General features: G+C 35.4%; 18 protein-coding genes and 1 pseudogene. 10 read left to right on the top strand and 9 right to left on the bottom strand.

Going from position 1 to position 23261, the window contains the following annotated elements; genetic code table 11:
- Window positions 1-19 precede the first annotated feature (19 nt).
- Together gap and ACKWCD_RS05245 are read left to right on the top strand one after the other, a co-directional pair.
- On the top strand, window positions 20-1021 hold the full coding sequence (gene gap / locus ACKWCD_RS05250) for a type I glyceraldehyde-3-phosphate dehydrogenase (RefSeq protein WP_413982879.1): 1002 nt from the start codon (window positions 20-22) through the stop codon (window positions 1019-1021).
- 80 nt (window positions 1022-1101) lie between these two features.
- Window positions 1102-1953: an N-acetylglucosamine kinase gene (locus ACKWCD_RS05245; RefSeq protein ID WP_413982878.1), complete on the top strand. Its 852-nt coding sequence runs from the start codon at window positions 1102-1104 to the stop codon at window positions 1951-1953.
- A 3-nt stretch (window positions 1954-1956) separates the two neighbouring features.
- Here ACKWCD_RS05245 and ACKWCD_RS05240 read toward each other — a convergent pair whose 3' ends face one another.
- Window positions 1957-2337: a RidA family protein gene (locus ACKWCD_RS05240; RefSeq protein WP_413982877.1), complete on the bottom strand. Its 381-nt coding sequence runs from the start codon at window positions 2335-2337 to the stop codon at window positions 1957-1959.
- Between the two features lie 63 nt (window positions 2338-2400).
- The gene (locus tag ACKWCD_RS05235; RefSeq protein WP_413982876.1) at window positions 2401-5148 is read right to left on the bottom strand and encodes a putative LPS assembly protein LptD; all 2748 of its coding nucleotides are present in this window, start codon (window positions 5146-5148) and stop codon (window positions 2401-2403) included.
- Window positions 5149-5279: 131 nt separating this feature from the next.
- Here ACKWCD_RS05235 and ACKWCD_RS05230 point away from each other — a divergent pair.
- The 8 genes and pseudogenes from ACKWCD_RS05230 to ACKWCD_RS05195 form a co-directional block, all read left to right on the top strand.
- Window positions 5280-6071, top strand: a pseudogene (locus tag ACKWCD_RS05230) (N-acetylmuramoyl-L-alanine amidase family protein); the annotation flags it as partial.
- Window positions 6072-6822: 751 nt separating this feature from the next.
- Window positions 6823-7785 (top strand): MlaD family protein, encoded by a 963-nt coding sequence (locus ACKWCD_RS05225; protein ID WP_413982875.1) that lies wholly within the window; start codon window positions 6823-6825, stop codon window positions 7783-7785.
- A gap of 3 nt (window positions 7786-7788) precedes the next feature.
- On the top strand, window positions 7789-9099 hold the full coding sequence (locus ACKWCD_RS05220; RefSeq protein ID WP_413982874.1) for a 4Fe-4S dicluster domain-containing protein: 1311 nt from the start codon (window positions 7789-7791) through the stop codon (window positions 9097-9099).
- 15 nt (window positions 9100-9114) lie between these two features.
- Window positions 9115-9906, top strand: a complete 792-nt coding sequence (locus tag ACKWCD_RS05215) for a (Fe-S)-binding protein (protein WP_413982873.1) — start codon at window positions 9115-9117, stop codon at window positions 9904-9906.
- A gap of 81 nt (window positions 9907-9987) precedes the next feature.
- Complete coding sequence (locus tag ACKWCD_RS05210) at window positions 9988-10470, top strand: ABC transporter ATPase (RefSeq protein ID WP_413982872.1); 483 nt, start codon at window positions 9988-9990, stop codon at window positions 10468-10470.
- A 132-nt stretch (window positions 10471-10602) separates the two neighbouring features.
- A complete protein-coding gene (locus tag ACKWCD_RS05205; protein ID WP_413982871.1) occupies window positions 10603-13515 on the top strand; it encodes a glycoside hydrolase family 3 N-terminal domain-containing protein in 2913 nt (970 codons plus the stop codon).
- 84 nt (window positions 13516-13599) lie between these two features.
- Window positions 13600-14748 (top strand): N-acetyl-alpha-D-glucosaminyl L-malate synthase BshA, encoded by a 1149-nt coding sequence (bshA, locus tag ACKWCD_RS05200; protein ID WP_413982870.1) that lies wholly within the window; start codon window positions 13600-13602, stop codon window positions 14746-14748.
- A complete protein-coding gene (locus ACKWCD_RS05195) occupies window positions 14745-15212 on the top strand; it encodes a hypothetical protein (RefSeq protein WP_413982869.1) in 468 nt (155 codons plus the stop codon). Before bshA ends, ACKWCD_RS05195 begins: the two co-directional genes overlap by 4 nt.
- A gap of 12 nt (window positions 15213-15224) precedes the next feature.
- Here ACKWCD_RS05195 and ACKWCD_RS05190 read toward each other — a convergent pair whose 3' ends face one another.
- The 7 genes from ACKWCD_RS05190 to wecB form a co-directional block, all read right to left on the bottom strand.
- Window positions 15225-17276, bottom strand: coding sequence for an HAD hydrolase-like protein (locus ACKWCD_RS05190; RefSeq protein ID WP_413982868.1), 2052 nt, complete (start codon window positions 17274-17276; stop codon window positions 15225-15227).
- 312 nt (window positions 17277-17588) lie between these two features.
- Window positions 17589-18245, bottom strand: coding sequence for an HAD family hydrolase (locus ACKWCD_RS05185; RefSeq protein ID WP_413982867.1), 657 nt, complete (start codon window positions 18243-18245; stop codon window positions 17589-17591).
- Complete coding sequence (locus ACKWCD_RS05180; protein WP_413982866.1) at window positions 18229-19197, bottom strand: ATP-grasp domain-containing protein; 969 nt, start codon at window positions 19195-19197, stop codon at window positions 18229-18231. The genes ACKWCD_RS05185 and ACKWCD_RS05180 overlap by 17 nt, the downstream gene beginning before the upstream one ends.
- Window positions 19194-20213, bottom strand: coding sequence for a glycosyltransferase (locus tag ACKWCD_RS05175; protein WP_413982865.1), 1020 nt, complete (start codon window positions 20211-20213; stop codon window positions 19194-19196). The genes ACKWCD_RS05180 and ACKWCD_RS05175 overlap by 4 nt, the downstream gene beginning before the upstream one ends.
- A gap of 5 nt (window positions 20214-20218) precedes the next feature.
- The gene (locus tag ACKWCD_RS05170; protein WP_413982864.1) at window positions 20219-20821 is read right to left on the bottom strand and encodes a sugar transferase; all 603 of its coding nucleotides are present in this window, start codon (window positions 20819-20821) and stop codon (window positions 20219-20221) included.
- Between the two features lie 96 nt (window positions 20822-20917).
- Window positions 20918-22111, bottom strand: coding sequence for a glycosyltransferase family 4 protein (locus tag ACKWCD_RS05165; protein WP_413982863.1), 1194 nt, complete (start codon window positions 22109-22111; stop codon window positions 20918-20920).
- Window positions 22112-22115: 4 nt separating this feature from the next.
- Window positions 22116-23252 carry a non-hydrolyzing UDP-N-acetylglucosamine 2-epimerase gene (gene wecB / locus ACKWCD_RS05160; RefSeq protein WP_413982862.1) on the bottom strand — a complete coding sequence of 379 codons (1137 nt, stop codon included), beginning with the start codon at window positions 23250-23252 and terminating at the stop codon, window positions 22116-22118.
- Window positions 23253-23261: the final 9 nt, after the last annotated feature.

Here is a 23261-nt window from a genome sequence, read left to right as displayed (position 1 = left end):
AACACTTAAAAAGAAGAAAATGTCGAATTTAAAAATAGGAATTAACGGATTTGGAAGAATAGGAAGATTGGTATTCCGAACAACTGTAAAAAGAGGTGATGTTGACGTAGTTGCCATTAATGATCTTTTAGATGTTGAGCACCTTGCCTACTTACTAAAATATGATTCTGTTCATGGTAAGTTCGATGGAACTGTCGAAGTGGAAAATGGAAATTTGATAGTAAATGGAAAAACGGTCCGTATTACCGCAGAAAGAGATCCTAAGAATATTGGATGGGATGCCGTTGGTGCAGAAATAGTTAATGAATGTACGGGGATTTTCACAACTCTAGAGACGGCACAATATCATATTGATGGTGGTGCGGAAAAAGTTGTTATTTCTGCTCCTTCGAAGGATGCTCCAATGTTTGTTTATGGTGTTAATCATAAAGATGTAAAAGCTTCGGATACTATTGTTTCGAATGCGTCTTGTACAACAAACTGTTTAGCCCCTGTTGCAAAAGTATTAGATGACAACTTCGGAATTGAAGAGGCGTTAATGACAACTATTCATGCGAGCACATCAACACAATTTACTGTAGATTCTCCTTCTAAAAAGAATTATCGTTTGGGACGCTCTGCGATGTTAAACATTATTCCATCAACAACTGGTGCGGCAATTGCGGTTACCAAGGTAATACCGGCTCTAACAGGAAAATTAACTGGAATGGCATTTAGAGTGCCAACCGCAGATGTTTCCGTTGTGGATTTAACTGTTAGAGTTAAAAAAGATACTTCTTTGGGTGAAATCAAAAAAGCTTTTAAGGCAGCTTCTGAAGGAGAACTAAAAGGTGTTTTAGGCTATACCGATGATAGTGTTGTTTCTCAAGATTTTGTAGGAGATGCAAGAACTAGTATTTTCGATGCAGAAGCATGTATCGAGTTAAATTCAGGTTTTTACAAAATAATTTCTTGGTATGATAATGAAGCAGGATTCTCCAACAAAATGGTTGATCTTACGCAGCATGTAGCAAGTTTATAGACAAAGATTATATATTTGGGTATCCTGAAGATTAGTGGTTATACACTTGTTTTCAGGATACTACTTTTAAAATTGACAGTATGATATTAATTGTTGATAGCGGTGCTACTAAAGCAGATTGGATAGCATTAGACGAAAAAGGAGAACAACTTTTTCTTACTCAAACTTTAGGGTTAAGTCCTGAAGTGCTTACGAAAGCGGTAATAGAAGATCGATTAGCCAACAATTTTGAGCTGTCAAAAAACAAAGAGGAAGTAACGCGTCTGTATTTTTACGGTGCAGGTTGTGGAACAGATCGGATGAAGAATTTTCTCAAAGGAATTTTTTCTGATTTCTTTCCAAATGCAAAAGCTGAAGTGAAGGAGGATACCTATGCCGCAATTTTTTCCACTACCAAAATAGGTCATCAAGGTATTGTTTGTATTCTAGGCACGGGTTCAAATTGCAGCTATTATGATGGACATCAGCTCTTTCAAAAAGTAACATCGCTTGGTTATATTCCCATGGATGATGGAAGCGGTAATTTCTTCGGACGGAAATTAATACGTGATTACTACTTTCATAAAATGCCTCAAGATTTAGCAATGAAATTTGCGAAAGGTTATGATTTAGATGCAGATGTGATCAAAGAGAACTTGTATAAACAACCTAACCCAAATACGTATTTAGCCACTTTTGCTCGTTTTTTAGTAGAGAATAAAGAGCATCCATATTGCAAAGGGGTCATTGACAAGGGCTTTCAACAGTTTGTCAATAATTACATCATGCAATTTGAATTGGCCACGAAAGTACCAATCAATTTTGTGGGCAGCATTGCATATTACCTAAAGGACGAACTGGTAAATGTTCTAAAACGTAATGATCTAATAGTTGGTGTTATTCGACAAAGACCAATAGAGGGTCTGGTAGAATTTCATAAAGAAACGATTTAGAACCTAGGAGACCGCTATCATTGAAATCTCTACATTAACGAATTTAGGTAGATTTGCTACTTCTACGGTTTCCCGAGCAGGAGCAGTTCCAGCTTTAAAGTAAGATGCGTATACTTCATTTACTTGAGAAAATTGATTCATATCCGCAAGAAAAATAGAAGACTTTACAACGTTTTCAAAGGTCATTCCGGCTTCCGTAAGAATCGCTTTTAAGTTTTTCATACACTGCTTAGTTTCCTTTTGAATATTTCCTTCAATAAGGTTTCCAGTTTCTGCATCCATAGGTATCTGACCAGAAATGTACAATGTATTTCCACTTAAAATGGCTTGATTATAAGGTCCAATAGGAGCAGGGGCATTCGAAGTATTTATAATTTTTTTCATAAAACAGCTTTTATTGTTATTCCCTAAGAAAGAGTAATCTACTTTTTGATTTATTTCCAATAATCATCTTCTGGGTGGTTGACTTCTGTTTTCCCATTTCAAATCTTTTAGAATATCAGAAGTTATTCCAATAAAAAAGTCCCAGCGTTTATATTGACCAAAAGGGGTCCAGTTAAAGCGCATATTGAAACTACCTAATTTTCTTGAAATGTTAAGCTGGGTAAGTGTAAATCCTTTCCCCTTAAAGTCGTACCCTGTAGAACCTCCAATTTTCCAACGTGGGCTCAGTTGAATGTTTCCTCGTACCATCAAAGAGTGGCTACCAAATTCATTTTGTCTTGTCGAATTATTATACGTCGCTGAGTAGGCCAGATTAAAGTCCCAAGGTATTTTAGAGGCATAAACTGGGTTGTCTATATCTTGATCTCTTCGGGTATCTTCATCATATTCCCTATTTCCATATTCGTCAACTCTTTCAAAAGGATTGTTTAAATCATCCTGCGCAGAATAGTCAAATTGACCTGCTTCTTCTTCATTTTTATCCTCCTCTTCGTCTTCTTCCTTTTTTCGAAACATCTCACTGTCAATTCGATAACCAATATTAACATTGGCTCTAGTTAATCTTAATAGACTACCCCCATTGTCAATATTAAAAGTGTTGATGCGTCTTCCGTTGTTATCAATAGCATACGGATCTAAGCCAGCAGAGAAATTGATAGACATTTTATTGTTCAAAATGGTTGTACCTCCATTTAAACTTAACGGGCTCAATTTTAACGAATCTGCTTCTAGATTATAACCTGTCGAAATATTTAAATTACTTAGAATAGGAACCTTTTTTGGTTCAATAACTGTTGAGTCTTTATCTCTAACTTTTGCTTCTAAAGTATTTGCTAAAGAAAAGCTGATGCTATTCGACTTGCCTAGTCTAGGTGCTCCATTTAGCGTTCCTTCAAATCTGCTGAATTGCACAACTTCTCCATTTTCTCCAATATATTCGTCATAGAACTGATCAAATGACGGGGCATATCCATAGCTTAATGATGGTCTCATAACATGGCGTATCGCCTGAACTTTTTTATCGTCTCCAAAACGAAATGTGCCGTAAAGAGTTGTTCCTATGCTAGCACTAAAATTATACGAATTGTAACGATCAAAACCTTTAATGGTATCTCTTACTACGGTTCCTCTTTGTGTAGGTTCTTCGGCTTCTTCAAAACGTTGGTTGAAAGTCTCTAAAGTCCAAATATCCTCATAATTACCTCCCATACTAACACTAAGGTATTTCAGTAATTTAAAGTTAGTAGCTAAAGGAATACGGTGTCGTGCACCAAATCTTCCATTGTCGAACATTTCTGCTTTTAGAAAATCTTCATCATTGGTAGTTAACGAATATCTGGCATTGACATCATATTGTAAGTTTATATTCTGAAAAACACCTTTTTTAATACCATCTCTCTTGGCAAATGGAAAGATACGTTCCATACTTGCCTGAAAAGTTGGTAATGTCATTTGAATATTGTCTTTGCCATCGTCTGTTGATCCTGGAGAAGTATTCTGACTATGGGTAGCTGTAATACTTGCATTTACTGAGGGATAGGCAGGAAAAGTTTTCGAATAGGAAATCGAGGAAGATAAATTATTACGTAATAAATTACCGCTACTTACCCTACCTAAAGCATTTTGAAAATATTGACTACTTCCCAGATTCACAGAAGCGGAAAACCTTGAATTAGGACTCGCCTTCTGATCTTGAGAATGTGAAATTTGAATATTATAATTTGAGCTTCTACTAAAATCGCTAAACCCTTTTTGGCTAGTAACTAGATTCTCGTATCTAAGATTGATACTTCCGCTATATTTATAACGTTTGACATAATTGGATCGTGACCTTATTCCCCAGCTTCCATTGGTATAAAAATCTCCGGTAAGTTCAATATCTAAATTATCTCCAATAGGCAGGTAATATCCTCCATTTTGTAAAAAATAACCTCTATTAGGGTCATTACCAATCGAAGGCATAAGTAGACCCGCCGTTCTGCCTACACTTAAAGGAAAGTAAGCGAAAGGTAAGCCAATAGGCGTTGGCACATCAGCAATATAAATATTACTTAACCCGGCAATAACTTTCTTGCCCGGCACTAATTTGGCTTTTCTGACTCGTATGTAATAATCTGGATTTATGGTGTCCTCAGCAGTAGTGATTCTAGCTTCACTCATAAAGTAAACAGAATCATTTTCTTTCTTAGTGATTTCTGCATATACTTTCATGGCATCATTTCCAAGCTGACCAGCCCCAGCTTGTTGTTCAGTTCTTGAATTAAATATCAAAGCCTTTTGGGTGTCAAAATTAAACCGAATAGAATCTGGAATTACCACCTGATCTCCTTGTTTAAAATAGGGCAATTGTGAATAGACCCCCAAAGTATCTTTCATACGACCGGCATAGACCTCATTATTAACATAGTCCATGATAATGATTCCTGCCTTCAGTTCAGTATCTTGATAGTAGATTTCCGCCTCATTATACAAGTATATCTTTTGATTCTTTTGACTTAAAATGATAGAATCTTTTGCCTTGTACTTTATCTTATCTAGAAGTAATGGAGACTCACCATTTGCAGTTGCTATCTGGGTTGAATCATTTAAAATAGTATCTTTTTCTACCGGGCTAGGGAATAAGGGAGCGACTATTGTATCTTTTGCTGCCTTGATGGGTAAACTGATGATTTTGTCTTCTTGAGCTAGCCCAGAAACCACACCAATCAAAAGTAGGAAGAGGAAAAGTAAAAGATGTTTATTTGATTGCAAGGCTATATATCCTATTTTTGTAAAGGTTTGGCTTCACTTTAGGAGGTCAAACTTACATATATTTTTTGTTCCCTAGATAGGGTATTACAATAAATTTAACCATTTTAAAAGTGCTGAAACACCTCAATTATATGATTTCGAAACGTTTTAATGTTATTCCGTTTTTAGTAATTATACTCTTGCTAACATCATTTGTCAATATTAGTGCTCAAGAAAATGGCGCCAAGGAGTTTGTTGTTGTGCTTGACGCTGGGCACGGAGGACATGACCCTGGGAATTTAGGAAATGGTTATTTGGAAAAGAATATAGCCCTTAATATTGTTTTACAGGTAGGTTCTATTTTGGAGCGAAACTCTAATATAAAGGTAATTTATACACGAAAGGACGATACTTTTATTGATCTTTTTGTAAGGGGTGAAATAGCCAACAAAGCAAATGCTGATCTTTTTGTTTCTGTTCATTGTGATTCGCATACCTCTGACGCCTTCGGAGCTGGAACTTTTGTTTTAGGACTTCATGCCAATAAACAAAACTTTGAAATCGCAAAGAAAGAAAACTCGGTTATTTATCTAGAAGATAACTATGAGACGCGTTATGCAGATTATGATATTAATTCTCCGGAATCTGTTATTGGGCTCACAATTATGCAAGAGGAATTTTTAGATCAAAGTATTTCTTTAGCAAAAGCTATTCAAGATAATTTTTCAAATAAATTAAAAAGAAAGAATCGAGAGGTAAAACAAGCCGGGTTTATTGTTTTGCATCAAACATTTATGCCGAGTGTTTTGGTGGAAACAGGATTTCTTACCAATGACAAAGAAGGGGCCTATTTAAATTCAAAAAGGGGACAAATGGAAATGGGTACAGCGGTTGCAGAGGCTATTTTATCTTATAAAAATGGAGTTGCTTCAAGTTTGAGTGAAAGCCCTAAAAAAGTTATTATGCCGGCACCAGACCCTGAAAAGGAAGTTATGGCGATTGATACAAAACCAAAAAATAAGGAGACTATTGCAGAAGAAGATACAGCAGAACAATTTGCAAAAGACCCTGCGGCCAGCCCCATAGATGATGCACCAAATTTGGACGAGGGTGTAAAAAATTCACAGGAAAAAGTAGTTGCTGCTGAACAAAACATACCCAAAGTTAAGGAGGAAGTAAAACTTCCTGAAGTTACTCCAGGGGATGTTAAACAAGAAGTTGTGGAGAAAGAACTACCAAAAGTCACCGAAACAGAACCTGTGGTTAAAAAAGAAATAATCAAGGAACCAATTAAAGAACCTACGATAACAGTTGCTCCCAAAGAAAAGGAGTCTGCACCTACTAAAGAAATTTCGAAACCTGACAAGCCTGTTTTTAATATTGAATTTAGAGTGCAACTTATGGCAGGCTCCAAAGACCTGCCACTAGAACCAAGCAGGTTTAATGGTCTGAATAAACTGTCTAAAGAACCTTACAAAAATCTATTTAGGTATATGTATGGTAGCGCAGGTTCTTATGAGGAAGCTCAGCTTTTGAAAAGAAATGCTGATAGAAAGGGATATACTACTTCTTATATTGTGGCCTATAAGGATGGAGTTCGAATTCCGACACCTCAAGCCATTAAAATGGTTTCAGAATAATGACTGTGTGCAGATATTTATAATTAATTTTGTTTAGAATCCTAAAACCATCCATTTGAAATTATCTAGGGAAATTAAAACAGGTCTGATAGTCATTATGGGCATATTGTGTGTCATTTTTGGTTACAGTTTCCTGAAGTCTACATCGATTTTTGATAATGATTTAACACTCTACGCAGTCTACAATAACGTAGGAGGACTTCAAAATGGCACAGCGGTATCTATTAATGGAAAAAATGTGGGTACTGTTAATACTGTAAAATTCAAAGACGCATCTGGTAATTTATTGGTTACGTTTTCCGTGAATAGAGAATTACAATTTTCTAAAGGTAGCACAGTTGAGCTTTATGATACTGGTTTAATAGGAGGAAAAGGATTGAGAATCAACCCACTTTTTGAAGGAATGCCTGTTACTTCAGGAGATACACTAGAAACAAAAACAAAAGCAAGTTTGAGCGAGGTTGCAGATCAAAAATTATCTCCAATTTTGGAAAAATTTGAAGCAGCCTTGACAGATGCAGACTCTGTAATGTTAAATGTTAACGCTGTTTTAGATACAAAAGCTAAAAGAGATCTACGGCAAGTTATAAATGATTTAAGTCTGTTAATGACAGATTTAAAAGGAGCTGGTAGCACTTTGAACCGATTGTTGAAAAATAACGAAAGTAAGCTAGATAACTCACTCACTAATTTTGAAGATCTTACTTCAAATTTCTCAAAACTTTCTGATTCCTTGAACAACGCTGGTTTAGGTAGAACTTTGGCGAGCTTAGAATCTACAGTTTCAAACTTAAATAGTTTGATAGGAAAAATAGAAAATGGTGATGGAACCTTAGGAAAATTAATGAAAGATGAAGCACTCTACACAAATTTGAATAGTGCCTCTCGCGAACTTGATTTATTGCTTCAAGACTTTAGATTAAATCCGAAACGTTATGTAAATGTTTCTGTTTTTGGTAAGAAGCAAAAGGAGTATGAAGTTCCAGAAGAAGATCCAGCAGAAAAAATCGAAAACTAATTCATGCAATACCTCCCCAATATTTTATTTGCAATTGTACTTTTAGCGGGCCTTGGTTTCTTCGCTAAAAATGTGCAGCGTTTACGAAGAAATATCAACTTAGGTAAAGAAGTTGATGTCTCTGATAACAAGCCCCAAAGGTGGATGAACATGGCCAAAATTGCTTTGGGTCAAACCAAAATGGTAGTACGACCGATTGCAGGTTTTCTTCATGTAATTGTTTATGTCGGTTTTATAATTATCAATATAGAAGTTCTAGAAATTATAATCGACGGTCTTTTTGGAACGCATCGAATAGGCTTAAAAGTTTTGAATGAATCTGTCTACGGATTTCTAATAGGCTCTTTCGAAATATTAGCGGTATTAGTTTTAATTGTAGTCTTCGCTTTCTGGTTTCGGAGGAATATTATAAAACTAAAGCGTTTTCTAAGCAAAGAAATGACCGGATGGCCCAAAAATGACGGAAATATTATTCTGTACTTTGAGGTTGTTTTAATGTGCCTGTTTTTGGTAATGAATGCAACTGATAGTAGCTTTCAGAGTTTAGATGCTGGTAATGTAGTAAGTCAATATATTACACCTTTGTTTAGTGGTTTGTCTGAAAACACTTTGCATTTGGTAGAACGTGGTGCATGGTGGGTGCATATTATTGGTATTTTAATCTTTCTCAACTATTTGTACTATTCGAAGCATTTACATATTCTTTTGGCTTTTCCAAATACATTTTTTGGGAAACTGATTCCTCAAGGACAGTTCAAGAACAATAATGCTGTAACTCAGGAGGTAAAACTAATGATGGATCCGGATGCTGACCCTTTTGCGGCCCCTGCTGAGGATGCTCCTGATCCGGAAAAATTTGGAGCTTCGGATGTTACTGATTTAAGCTGGGTACAGCTTTTAAATGCTTATACCTGCACGGAATGTGGTAGATGTACTAGCGAATGTCCGGCGAATCAAACGGGTAAGAAATTGTCTCCTAGAAAGATAATGATGGATACGCGTGATCGACTAGAGGAGGTAGGTAAAAATATAGACTCAAATAAAGGAGTATTTGTAGACGATGGTAAACAACTTTTAGGCGATTATATAACCAACGAAGAGCTATGGGCATGTACTTCTTGTAACGCATGTGTTCAGGCTTGCCCTGTAAGTATTGATCCATTATCCATAATTATGGATATGCGTCAGTATTTGGTTATGGAACAATCTGCTGCTCCTTCAGATTTAAATAATATGATGGGGAATATTGAAAACAATGGAGCCCCTTGGCCTTTCAATCAAATGGACCGTTTGAACTGGGTAGAAGAATCTTAAAATTATATTGAGCTTATGGAGAATACATTGAAAGTACCAACTATGGCAGAACTTTTCGCCGCTGGTCAACAACCTGAGGTTTTATTTTGGGTTGGTTGTGCAGGTAGTTTTGATGATAGAGCAAAAAAAATCACCAAGGCCTTTGTGAAAATCTTGAATAAAGCGAATGTTTCATTTGCTGTTCTTGGTACTGAGGAGAGTTGCTCTGGTGATCCCGCCAAAAGGGCTGGTAATGAATTTTTATTTCAAATGCAGGCCGTTACAAATATTGAGGTAATGAACGCTTATGAAGTGAAAAAAGTAGTTACTGCATGCCCTCATTGCTTTAATACCATTAAAAATGAATATCCAGGGTTAGGAGGTAACTATGATGTGGTTCATCATACTCAATTTTTAAAAGAACTTCTCTCAGAAGGAAGAATTTCAATGGAAGGTGGTCAATTCAAAGGAAAGCGAATAACTTTTCATGACCCCTGTTATTTAGGCAGAGCGAATGGAGTTTATGAAGCGCCAAGGGAATTAATCCAAAAACTGGATGCCGAATTGATTGAAATGAAAAGTTGTAAATCAAGAGGGCTATGTTGTGGTGCTGGTGGAGCGCAAATGTTCAAAGAACCTGAAAAGGGAGATAAAGACATTAATATAGAGCGTACAGAACAAGCTTTAGAAACAAAACCTGAGATTATTGCAGCTGGTTGTCCTTTTTGTAATACCATGATGACTGATGGTGTAAAGAATAAAGAAAAAGAAGCTGACATCGCTGTAATGGATATCGCCGAACTTATTGCCACGGCTGAAGATTTATAATACCCATAAAATTTCAAATTGCCCCAAATATCAATGTAGTATTAAGACTTATTATTTAGTACTTAAACTTGAACTTTAAATATGCTAGTAGAATTTGAAACACTTCCTGACACATCAAGAGTTTGGATATATCAAGCGAGTAGAAGTTTTAATTCAGATGAATTGGTAGAATTAAAGGAGGCCTTTAATAACTTTATATCTGAATGGACGGCTCACGGTCAGGACTTAAAAGCAGGTTTTGAAATACGTTATAACCGCTTTATCATTCTAGCATTAGACCAATCACATACCTCTGCCTCAGGCTGCAGCATTGATGCTTCTGTTCATTTTATTCAGCATTTAGAAAAGAACTATAATGTTGAGCTATTGGATAAAATGAATGTGTCATACAAGCAAGGTGATTTTGTGGCCTATAAACCTTTACTTGACTTCAAAAAAATGGCAAAGCAAAAAGCGGTGTCAAAGAATACTATTGTATTCAATAATCTAGTTACTACAAAAGGCGAGTACCTAGAGCATTGGGAAGTTCCCGCCTCTGAAAGTTGGCATAGCCGATTTATGTAAAATTCCATTTTTGGTATAGGTTTTGAAATTAGTTTAGGGTCATGTGATTTTTTCTAGGATGAAGTGTCCTAAAAATCCGACGAAATGCAATAAATACGAGTGTTTTAAGTTATTTTGATAGACCGATCGAATATGTATTTTTTAAGAGTTCTCCCTTTATTTTTAATCACTACCATTTGCGTTACCGCACAGCGTAACCCTTTAGTGGTTAAAGATAGTCTTGCTCAAAAAAGTTGGGTAGATTCCAAATACAATTCAATGTCTTTGGAGGAAAAATTGGGGCAGCTTTTTATGGTGAGTGTAGCCTCTGATCAAAGTAAGTCAAATACTGACAAGATTAATGCGCTTATAAAATCAGAAAACATTGGAGGAGTCATTTTTTCTACTGGCGGACCTGTTCGGCAAGCTAAATTGACCAACTCCTACCAGAAGGCTTCTAATATTCCGCTTTTAATAGGCATGGATGCAGAATGGGGGCTATCAATGCGCCTAGATTCTACCTATGCTTTTCCGTACAATATGACCCTAGGGGCTATTTCTGACAATAAAATTGTTGAAAAGGTTGGCAAACAAATCGGGAAACATGCAAAGCGACTTGGTGTACATATCAATTTTGCACCAGATGTAGATATCAATATCAATCCTAAAAATCCAATAATCGGTAGTCGTTCTTTTGGCGAAGATCGTGAGAACGTAACTGAAAAGGGTATTGCCTTTGTAAAGGGAATGGAAGGTGCAGGAGTTTTATCAAGTGGGAAACACTTTCCCGGTCATGGTGATACGGCAACCGATTCACATAAATCGCTACCAGTAATTGATTTTCCTAAATCTCGCTTAGATAGTATTGAATTGTATCCCTATAAAAAAATTATAGATGCTGGTGTGAGTAGTATTATGGTAGCACATCTTGAAGTTCCTGCCCTTGAACTCAAAAAAGGTTTGCCATCATCATTATCTGAACAAATTATTTCAGGAGTTCTTAAAGAGGAAATGGGTTTCAAAGGCTTGGTGTTTACTGATGCATTGAACATGAAGGGTGTAGCAGACACAGGTAAAAATGGAGATGTTGAGGTGAAAGCTTTTTTAGCCGGAAACGATATGTTGCTTATGCCTACCGAGGTTACCAAGGCAAAAGAAAAGCTTGTAAAAGCTTATAAAAAAGGAAAGATTAGTGAAGAACGCTTAGCTTATTCTGTAAAGAAGATATTGATGGCGAAATACAAAGTAGGTCTTCATAAGTATCGCCCGATAAAACTAAGCAACCTTATTCAGGATTTAAATTCTAGAGAAGACGATTTGATATATGAAGAGGCCATTGAAAATGCTATCACTGTAGTCAAGAATGACTATTACCTGATGGGAATAAAAAAACTAGAGAATAAGAAGATAGCTTATGTGAAGTTTGGCGATTCAGAAAGTAGTCCTTTCATAAATGAATTGAATAAGTACACAAAGGTGACACAGGTTAACGGAAAAGATATTTTCACTTTAAATGGAAAACTCAATGATTATAACCTAATCATTGTCGGACTTCATAAAAACAATGATAGCCCATGGAAGTCTTATAGTTTTTCAAAAAAGGAAAAACTATGGTTGAAAGAAATTGCAAAAAGTCGCACTTCGAATGTAATTTTAACCCTTTTTGCAAAGCCTTACGCACTATTGGGGATTGATTCTTTTAAGAATATCGATGGAGTTGTAGTAGCTCATCAAAACAGTAAGTTAGCTCAAGAGAAGGCAGCGCAACTTATTTTTGGTGCGATTCCCTCAAAAGGGGTTTTACCAGTCTCGGCTCACAAAGAATTTCCTGTAAATAAGAGTATTCGATTAAAGCCTTTGTTGAGGCTGGGTTACAGTTATCCTGAACGCGTTGGTTTTGATGCGAGGAAACTTACCCAGGTTGATAAGCTAGTGAATGATGGATTGGATTCTTTAATGTATCCGGGGGCGCAAGTATTAATTGCTCGAAAAGGAAAAGTGATTTATAACAAAGGTTTTGGAAGGCCGACATACAAATCTGAAGAAAAAGTTACCCCAGATCATATCTATGATTTGGCTTCTATCACCAAAATTTTGGCCACTGTTCCGATGGTTATGAAGATGGAGCAAGAAGGCAAAATTGCTTTAAATGATACCTTTTCTGATTTGGTTCCGGAGTATTCAAATACCGAATTAAAAAATGTAACGGTTCTAAAAGCTTTATCTCATTACGGAAGATTACCAGCTTGGATAGCTTTTTACGTCTCTACTTTGAATGAAAAACGGAAGCCTTCTTCAGAGTTTTATAGAAATAAACCTCTAGATGGTTTTTCGGTGAAGGTTGCAAATAATCTCTATTTGACTGATGCTTACAAAGATTCGATATATGATCGAATAGGGAGGCAAGATCTAAAGTCAAACAGATACAGATATAGCGATGTGGCTTATTACGTAATGAAAAAGTACATTGAAGAGAAGAATGGAAAAAGCTTAGATAAATTAGCTGATAACTTTTTGTATAAACGAATTGGAGCTAATAATACCAGCTATAATCCTTTGGATAAATTTCCCGTCAATAAAATAATTCCTTCTGAGGAAGATAAATATTATAGATATCAAACCCTTCAAGGCTATGTACATGATATGGGCGCAGCAATGCAAGGTGGAGTAGGAGGACACGCAGGTCTTTTTAGTAATGCTAATGATGTTGCAAAAATTATGCAAATGTATTTGCAAAATGGCACCTATGGAGGAGTCAAATTTTTAGATGGTCGTACTGTTAAAAAATTTAATACCTGTTATTTCTGTGATAAAAAAGTCAGGAGAGGTGTTGGTTTTGATAAGCCACAATTAAAAGATAAAGGACCGACTTGCGGTTGTGTATCAAGAAAAAGTTTTGGGCATAGCGGTTTTACGGGAACCTATACATGGGCAGATCCTGAAAAGGAGATTGTTTATGTTTTCTTATCGAACAGAACCTATCCTTCAGCATCAAATACCTTGTTGGTCAAATCAGGACTTCGAACTCGAATCCAAAAAGCAATTTATGATGCTATTGTAGACTAGATTTGTAATTCACAAAATCTTAAAGTTAATGTAATTATTTAGGTCAAAAACCTACTTAAATCTTGTTTTCACTAAATTTGATTAATGAAGATAGCTATCGTATGTTACCCTACCTGGGGAGGTAGTGGTGTAGTGGCCACAGAGCTTGGGATAGCTCTGGCCAATAGGGGGCATGAAGTTCATTTTGTGACCTACCGACAACCCGTTCGTTTAGGGCTTTTAAATAACAGAATTCACTTTCATGAAGTTCATGTGCCAGAATATCCTTTGTTTAAATATCAACCCTATGAATTAGCACTATCTAGTAAATTAGTGGATACTGTGAAGTTATATGGTATTGATGTGTTACATGTGCATTATGCAATTCCACACGCTTATGCCGGATATATGGCAAAGAAAATGTTGGAAGAGGAGAATATTCATATTCCTATGATAACAACGTTACATGGTACAGATATTACTTTGGTTGGAAATCATCCATTTTATAGACCTGCTGTTACTTTTAGCATTAATAATTCTGACGTTGTTACTTCGGTTTCAAAAAGCCTGAAAAATCAAACTTTGAATTTGTTTGATATTAAAGTAGATATTGAAGTTGTACCTAACTTCATAGATAAGTCCAAATACAGCAGTTCATTTACCGATTGTCAACGTTCACTAATGGCAATTGATAACGAGAGAATATTAACCCATATCAGTAACTTTAGAAAGGTCAAACGTATACCTGACGTAATACAGGTTTTTGATAGAGTCCGAAAAAAGATTCCAGCTAAATTAGTAATGGTTGGGGAAGGCCCAGAGAAAGAGGCAGCGGAACTACTATGTGAGAAACTAGGGATTGCTGAAAAAGTTATTTTTCTAGGAAATAGCAATGAGATTGATCGCATATTATGTTTTTCAGATCTGTTTTTACTACCATCAGAATCTGAGAGTTTTGGTTTAGCCGCTCTAGAAGCGATGATTAATAAAGTACCAGTAATTTCGAGTAATGCTGGCGGTATTCCTGAAGTAAACGAACAAGGAATAACTGGTTTCTTAAGTGAAATTGGTGACGTGGAAGATATGGCAAATAATGCTCTAAAAATTCTAAAGGATGACGAAGCGCTTGAAGAGTTTAAACTTAATGCGGTTAAGTCAGCACAAAGATTTGATATTTTGAATGTTCTTCCCTTATATGAGGAGATTTATGAGAAAGCATATAACAGCAGGTTTGATAAAAATTTTATTAAATGAAATATGCTATTTTGATTGTCATTTTTATGATTTCATCCTGCAAAGGACAGAAGAACATGACGGATAATAATGCTAAAAGTCAAATCAAATCAGACAGTCCAATGGTATTAATTTTACAAGATCAAAGCGCTGAATTTGATGTTGAGGAGACCTTAATTATTAGAGACCAAAAGAGGTTGAAAAGCTTTTATTCCAAAATTAATAAGACTAGAAAACCAGGACTTCCTTTACCTGATGTTGATTTTACAAAAGAGATTATTATAGCTTACTGTAGTGGGGAACAAAGTGGAGATGGCTTAGCTAAGCTTACTATTTACGATGAAACAAAGACAGAAGTTTTTATAGATTCGAAGTTCGAAGTTCGAACGAAAGCCCCTGTTATGATTAAAACCAACCCATTTTGTATTTATAAAATGCGAATTACTGATAAAGAAGTACGATTTACAAACAAACCAATAAAATAAACAAGTAACCTTTTAAGAGCGCAGTAATCGTTTTGGAAACCACTTCTTTTTTATCCAAAAATTGAACTTCATATAATAATAAGCCAAGCCAATAGGCCAGGAACACCAATATAGGCCCTTAGCGTATAAAAAAGGTTTAACCTTAACGAGATATCGAAATACCTTTTCAGGTGACCTTAAGAACAAAATGAGAAGAGATCGTTTCGAAGAGGTAAGCTGGCCGAGACTGTAGTTTAGACCTACCTTGTTCTCTCCAACATTTTGATAAAAGCCTTTCGAAATTTGATTAACAAAACGAATTCGTTTCTTATTGGTAAGTATTCCGATTCGCATCGCCATATTAGTCAAGTATTCTTGAACAATTTCTTGAGAATAATTAATTGATCGCAAACCTAGAAAGAGTTCTTTAAACTCTAACTGCATATAATCTTGCACTTCTTTAATGTGATTTTCAAAAACATTTTTTTCATTAGTTTCATGAAACTCAATGGTTTCGGCTTGCCCTTCTCTTAGTGTGTATCCTAAGGTACTGCCATGCGGCGCACCAAGAAGTTGCTCGTATAACTGCCCGTTTGCTTTCAGTATATCATATGAAATTCCGTGGCTTGGATAAATTGAGAAATTTAATCCAAACCTTTTCGTGTCAGGTTCAATATTGTAAATAGCCTTTAAGCCTATGTAATAACCGGTTACCGGAATCTCGTTTTTAAGGAATTTATAAATACATTCTTGCATAGTTCCACCCCAACCTACATCAACTAAGCAAATGCCGTTTTCTTCAATATTTGCTCCAAACGATTTGAGGTACTTGTGAAATGCTTCTTTTTGATTGCTTCTGTTTTTTTCATAATGATTTATGAAAAGCTCATTCTTTCGAAGCTTTGTCATCAGTTCTGACTCGAACAAATTGGAATAGGTTTGGTCAGGCCCCACTTCTAATTCTAAGAAAAGTTGCTTTTTTAATTCTTTGGGAAAGAAAAACCATGATAGTAATTGATCAATAGACATTTGACCATACATACCTCCTAGATTCTCGAATTTTTCTTCACGAAGAGGTTTTAGAGCAATTTGCTGGGCAGATTGCCTTGAAGCTTTCAAATAATGTGTGCTAATTCTAGTAGCACCGTCGAATTGATTAAGCTCTTGATAAGAATCAAATAATTTTTTCAAATAAAGCCCTTCTCGTGCTAAAAAGAACAAATCTTTAACTCCGTCTTGTTTGGCCTTTTTATAAAGACGTTCTATAAAAAAATAGAAGTGAATTATATACTCACTAAATGGATGCTTGCCTTTGATACACCTTTTCTCAACGGTTGAACATACTTCTTGAAAACTACGCTCATCTGTACCTAACAAATTTCTTTTGTTCCGAAAATGATGTTTTAAATTCTTTGTATGGACATTACCAATTCCAAATTTTCCAGAATTAATAATATCACTTTTCTTGTTATCCCCAATCATAATCGTCTCTGAAGCTTGAGAATTGGTGGTATCAAGAACATAAGGGTATATCGATCCGTTTTCTTTGCTTTTACCAAGATCACATGAAACGAAAACCCCATCAAATATTGACGATATATTATGAAAGGTCAATATTTTTAAAATAATTTCTTTGGATAAGAAGAAGTCAGTAATTAAGTAAATGCGATAGCCTTTTTCTTTTAGCGTCTTAAGTGAGGAAATAATAGCATCGTTTTTAAATTGAACGGAAACCTCTGCCACATAATCTGCTTGCTTAAAGATCTCTATGAAGTAATCAGAGGAAACATCAGATAAAGACTCGGAATTTATCAATCTTCGATGTACTTCTTCAATAAGTACTTCATATGAGATTTCAATACCTTTGAGCTTCATTTTTTGTGACAGGTAGGACAAGGCATCAATTCGAATGGAAAAAAGCTCATCAGTAGTAATTTTGAGGCCTAATTCTCGAATTAAAAATTTACCCCATAATTTTATTGCATAATGGGGATGAACCGTTCTGTGTACTAAGGTGTCGAAAAAGTCTGTGAAAATAACCTTGCACGCTGATGCATGCTCAATCTTTTGAAGTAAATTTTTCAAAGAAAATAGTTAATCATTCTATGAACAAAGGTAGGAAAAAGGTTGTTAAACAAATAACGTGAACAGAATTTGTGAACGCTTATACATCCAAATTACTGCTTTCTCTCTTAACTTGTCAGCAAAATCTTTTAGAATCGAGGGTTTATAGGTGTTCACAACTTCGGGGCGTTTATGAGTTAAAAGCATCGATTTGTTTGAAAACATCGATGAACTACACTTTATTTACGACCAAATGTACGATTTGGATCTTTTTTGCACAACTTTTTTTTCAAAAAAACGACGAAGTGATTTCAGTTTTGTTAAAATTGAATTTTAGATGAAGTTAAGCTCCTGAATTGAGAATATGTAGTGCTGCGGAAGATGAGCCTCAGTGGTATATTTGTTAGAATTAGAATGGATGTTCAAACCATTGTCAACCAAGGCAATAGTACTCCACCCTAATCGATTTGGGGTAATAAAGTCTTTTTTAAAATTATCACCAATGTAGTAGTACGTATTTGATGGAAATTTATTTTCTATAAATTTAAAATTTGCTTCATTTGGCTTTTCAGTCCCAATTTCCTCAGATATTACAATGTGGTCGATAAAAGGTAAAAGTCCTAAGGATTTTAATTTATTCCTCTGCGTTATAGAACGCCCGTCGGTAAGAACACCAATTTTACCATTTTTCTTTTTAATCTGTTGAAAATTTTCAATTACTCCTTCAAATGGTGTAATGTTTGGAATATGTGTACGGTATTGCACAATTAATTCTTCCTTGTTTATCTCATATTTTTCGTTGATAAACTGAAAGGCGTTTTCCTTATTGCGATAGAGAGAAAACAATATTGAAAAAAGATGTTTCCAATTTTTGGGTTCTAATTCTTTGGCTAATGTTATGTATGCAGATCTTAAGTAGTCCACTTCATTATAAAGAGTGTCGTCTAAATCAAAAACGATTACTGTATTTTCATCAATCTTTATATCCATGCACCAGTATTTCGTCGTCATAGCGAATCATTAGCAAATTATCCTCCCAGCAATCGAAATTCGGATCAATGCTCTTGTTAAGAAGATATTCTTCAATAATCCATTTTGGAAAATTTGCTCCAGCTAAATAGGATAGAGGATACCCTCCGCCGAAACGTGGATTTATTTCAATTCCGTAGAATTTATCCTCATTTTTATGTTTAAAGAATTGTGCAGTAAGACAACCTATCGCGCCCTCTACAAAATTTAGGTTTTTTTGAATGTAGGGGACCAAACTATTATTCTGGGTCAAACCTTTATTTACCTCACCATCTCTAACTTCAACACGTTTTCTTGGTACAGCACATTTCAACATATGATCTTTGCTGTAGTATAAATCACAAGTGAACTCTTCAAAGTTATCATGATCGATATATTCAAGAAACATTAGTTTTTCATTTTCAAAATGATAGTCGGTAAGATCCTCCTTCTTTTTAATAAGATAGGTGTCAACACTCCGGCTGCCATCAATGGGTTTTATAAAAAGCGGGAGCTTGTAATCTTCCTTACTGTATTCTTTTGCAATGGCAATATTATGAGCCTTGAAAAACTCATGAATAACTCTTTTATCTCGACATTTTTCAATAAATGAAATAGATGAGATTATGGGTACAATGCCATTCTCCTTTAAAAGAGCATTATTTTTAGCTAATAGGAGCAGTTCGGTATCAATTGTTGGAATAATCAACTTTATCTGATGTGCCTTACAATGAGAGATAAGATCGGCGATGTATTTCGGATTATCTAGTCTAGGTACTTGAAAATACGCATCTGCAGCATGGCAAGCAGCTGATAGTTTAGGTTTTGCGTCAGCGGCAATCACTTTTCCATCAGGATATATACTTTTTAACTCTTTTTGAAATGCCCGCACCAAAGAAACGCGTCTTCCTGCAGAGGTAATTAAAATGTTCATTTGCCAATATTATAAAAAGTTCTAAAAATCCTTATAAAAGGATTAATTAGAGATTTTCGATTAAAAATAAATACTAAAATAGAGTAGCCTATACCATGATAATCTACTCCTAGAAACTTCTTAAGTGGGTACGCGTCAATTTTCTCAAAACCAGTCAGCATTTCAGGAATCTTGTCCACCGAGATATCTGACTTCATTAACCGTACCATTAAAAAGAAAACGAAAGACTGCTGACGTGTTTTTAACCGCTCTATACAGGGTTCTGCTTTTTCGTGTTCTTTAGGTACCGATTCTATGAGTTTGCCATATACATGAGCTGCATTGGCGTTATCATAGATCACCTTGTTATAGTGCTCCGGACTTTTGTTACGCATTGCAGATGTGGGTAGAATTCGATATCGATGTACATCAACATCCGCATGGGCCATTCGTTTTGCTTTAAGAAAGAGTTCTGAGGTCAAAATAGCATCCTCCATCCATCTTCCTTCAATGAAACGAATGCCTGTCGATACCATAAAACTTCGCTTTATAAAATACCACCAAATTTCGTTATGATGTTTGATATTAGCGATGTAAGATATACCGTCTTGTACATCTAGTTTCTTTACGCCATGTTCTATGTTCAGTGAATGCGGCACATGCCTTTTGACCACGGGCATGCTGTGAAAGGTTAAAATATCTAGATCATTACTTTCCATTAAACCTAGAAGCGTGGTAACCGTATTTTTAGCTAGATAGTCATCCGGATCTAGAAAATAAATATATTTCCCCTTAGCTGCATCATACCCTGTATTTCTTGCTGCTCCAACCCCCGCATTTTTTTTGTCAATAACAATTATGTTATCGTGCTTCGCTGCATAATTGTTAGCAACGATTAAGGTCGAATCTTTTGATTCATCATTGACCACTATCATTTCATATTCGGCTGGGTTTAAATTTTGATCCAGCAGGCTATCAATACACTCTGGTAGATAGCGCTCCATATTATAACACGGAATGATTATACTTAACTGCATACTATTTAATTACCGGTAAAGGTTTCCATTGTAGCGTTAGTGCTTGACGAAATATCATCTCGTTTAACGACCTTTAAAAAGGTCATCCAAAAAATCTTTACATCTAAAAGAAATGAACAGTTGTCAACGTACCAGACATCATATTCAAATTTTTTGTCCCATGAAATGGCATTTCTGCCATTTACTTGAGCCCAACCCGTGATGCCAGGTTTGATCTCATGTCGTCGGCCTTGTTCTTCATTGTATAGTGGGAGGTAACTGACTAATAACGGTCTAGGACCAATTAGGCTCATATCACCTTTAAGAACATTCAAAAGCTGCGGTATCTCATCTAAAGATGTCTTTCTTACAAACTGACCAACTGGAGTAATTCTGTCTTCATCGGATAGTAATTCTCCATTCTCATCTTTCTTATCATTCATTGATTTGAACTTAATGATTTCGAAAATCTTTTCGTTTTTTCCTGGTCTTTTTTGCACGAAAAATGCTTTACCATTATTTGCAAAACTCAGTAGTAGAAATACAACAATAAAAATTGGGCTAAGCATCATTAACAAACAAAATGCAAACAGAAAGTCAAAAGCCCGCTTGATAAACAATTTGTACATCTTATATTGTAAAATACTTATTAATAATTATTTAAAAATATCAAATAGATAAATGGCATTATTTATTGTATTAAATAATTAACTCATGATCTATTATTAGCTCGTTTTCTCAATTATCGTGTTAAATGCAATATTTGCCGATAGGTGCTCCTTCATATAATTAAAACCATTTTGCCCCATTTCCCTTCGCAATTGATCATTTTTATACAGTAACATTAGTTTTTCTTTAAGCGCAGCTGTATTACCAGCTTCTGCCCATACACCAACGTTTAGCTCGTCTAATATTTTACCAAAATCAGTATTTCTATCTATAGAAGCTAGAATTGGGGTTTTCGTATTATAGTAGGATAAAGCTTTTGAGGGTATATTTGGAATGGTAAATTTTTCACTTAAAGAGATCAAACCCACATCAGCCATTTGTACCCAAAGCATATATTCCTTTTGTGGTAGACCATCTCGAAGTTGAAGGTTCTCTGGTTTTTTCTCAGTAATCAGATTTTGCAAGTTTTCACTTTCGTTGCCTTTTCCCATTATCAAAAAGAGAATGTCTTTTTGGGCCTTGCAGGCTAATGCAAGATTTACAATATTTTCCATTTTTTGAGGAAGACCTATATTTCCACCAAAAATGACAATGAATTTATTTTCAAAACCTTCTTTTTTTCGAAGCTCATCTATCTTAGATGTTTCAGCTGGTGGAACAATGTCACCCCAGTTTGGTAACATATGCAGTTTTGATGCATCTAATTCTGGGTTGTGTTTCTTTACAAAGTCGATATTGCCTTCAGACATACAACCGATTTGATCAGATGTATTATAAAGCTTTTTTTCTTTTCTTCTAAAGTAAAAGTGAATTGGACCACTTTTTTTAAGCATTCCTAAATCAACTGCGTTTTGAGGAAAAATATCACGTAGAATTAGATAGAGCTTTCCTTTGGATTTATTTTTTAGCCATGCCGCAACTCCGTATAAACTAATAGGTGGAGTAGGGGTCATGATTAAATCAAAATCAAGACCAACATCATGTTTTTTTAACGCATTCTTGTACTGGTAGGGTAGCAAAATATTTGCAATACCCTTTTTAATCAAACCCACTCCAAAAAGAGGAAGAGTTTTTACTCGAATAACTTTTACGCCTTCTTCAATTTGAAGTCCTGTAAGGGTTTCGTCATATGCAGGAGCCACCACTGTAATGTCATGGCCATTATCATGAAATTGTGAAACCAGTTGCGAGTAGAGGTACTTGTTCCTATCCATTTTTGGGAAAGCAAGCGCCAAGAAGATTACTTTCATAAGGTTAGTATTTCGACCAAACCACTCGATTTATATAATCAACGTAGGATAGTATTATTCGCACTACTTTTTCACTTACATTAGGCATTGAATAGTCAGCGACGGGTCTAAAATTTCTTTCCGGATTTCTTTTTTGAACTTCTAAAGCGGCCAAGGCTTGCATAATACGTTCAGGATTCATGCCAACCATCATCACAGATGCTTCTTCCATTGCTTCTGGTCTTTCATGAGCCTCTCTAATATTCAATGCTCTAAAATTCAATATTGAAGATTCTTCTGAAATAGTTCCACTATCCGAAAGAACCGCAAAAGAATGATATTGTAATGCATTGTAATCAGTAAAACCTAGTGGTTTTAGAAATTGAATATTCTTATGTGTTTCGAGATTTTTGGAATCTAACATGTTCCGTGTACGCGGATGTGTTGAAACGATTACTGGATAATCATACTTCTCAGCAATTTGATTTAGTGAAGTGATAAGTCCTTCAAAGTTCTTCGGGTTGCTAATATTTTCTTCCCTGTGGGATGATACAACAAAGTACTTTCCTTTTTCAAGACTTAACTTTTCTAAAACATTGGAAACTTCTATTTTAGGGATAAATTGATTCAATACCTCAAACATCGGACTTCCTGTTTTAATAATTCTATCCGCTGGAAGGCCTTCTCGTAAAAGATATTCACGAGCGATATCACTATAAGTAAGATTGACATCAGCAACATGATCTACAATTTTCCGATTGGTTTCCTCTGGTACACGTTGATCAAAGCAACGATTTCCTGCTTCCATATGAAAAACCGGAATCTTTCTTTTCTTTGCAGGAATTGCACACAAACAAGAATTGGTATCTCCTAAAACAAGAAAAGCATCTGGCTCGATTTCTTCTAACAAGGGATCAATCTTAATAAGAATATTACCAACGGTTTCGGTAGCATTTTTGCCTGCAGCGTTTAAGAAATGATCTGGTTTGCGAATACCTAAATCGTCAAAGAATATCTCGTTGAGTTCGTAGTCATAGTTTTGACCAGTATGTACCAAGGTATGATCTATGGCATCGTTAGCATCTAATGCATTTAAAACGCATGCTAAACGAATAATTTCAGGTCGGGTTCCAACTACGGTAAGTACTTTTAATTTTTTCAAAATGTATGA

The organism is Maribacter taeanensis, from assembly GCF_047345145.1.
In the GTDB taxonomy this organism is placed as follows: Bacteria; Bacteroidota; Bacteroidia; order Flavobacteriales; family Flavobacteriaceae; genus Maribacter_C.
Note: the sequence above shows the minus strand (reverse complement) of the source record. Positions and strands in the feature narration are given on the sequence as shown.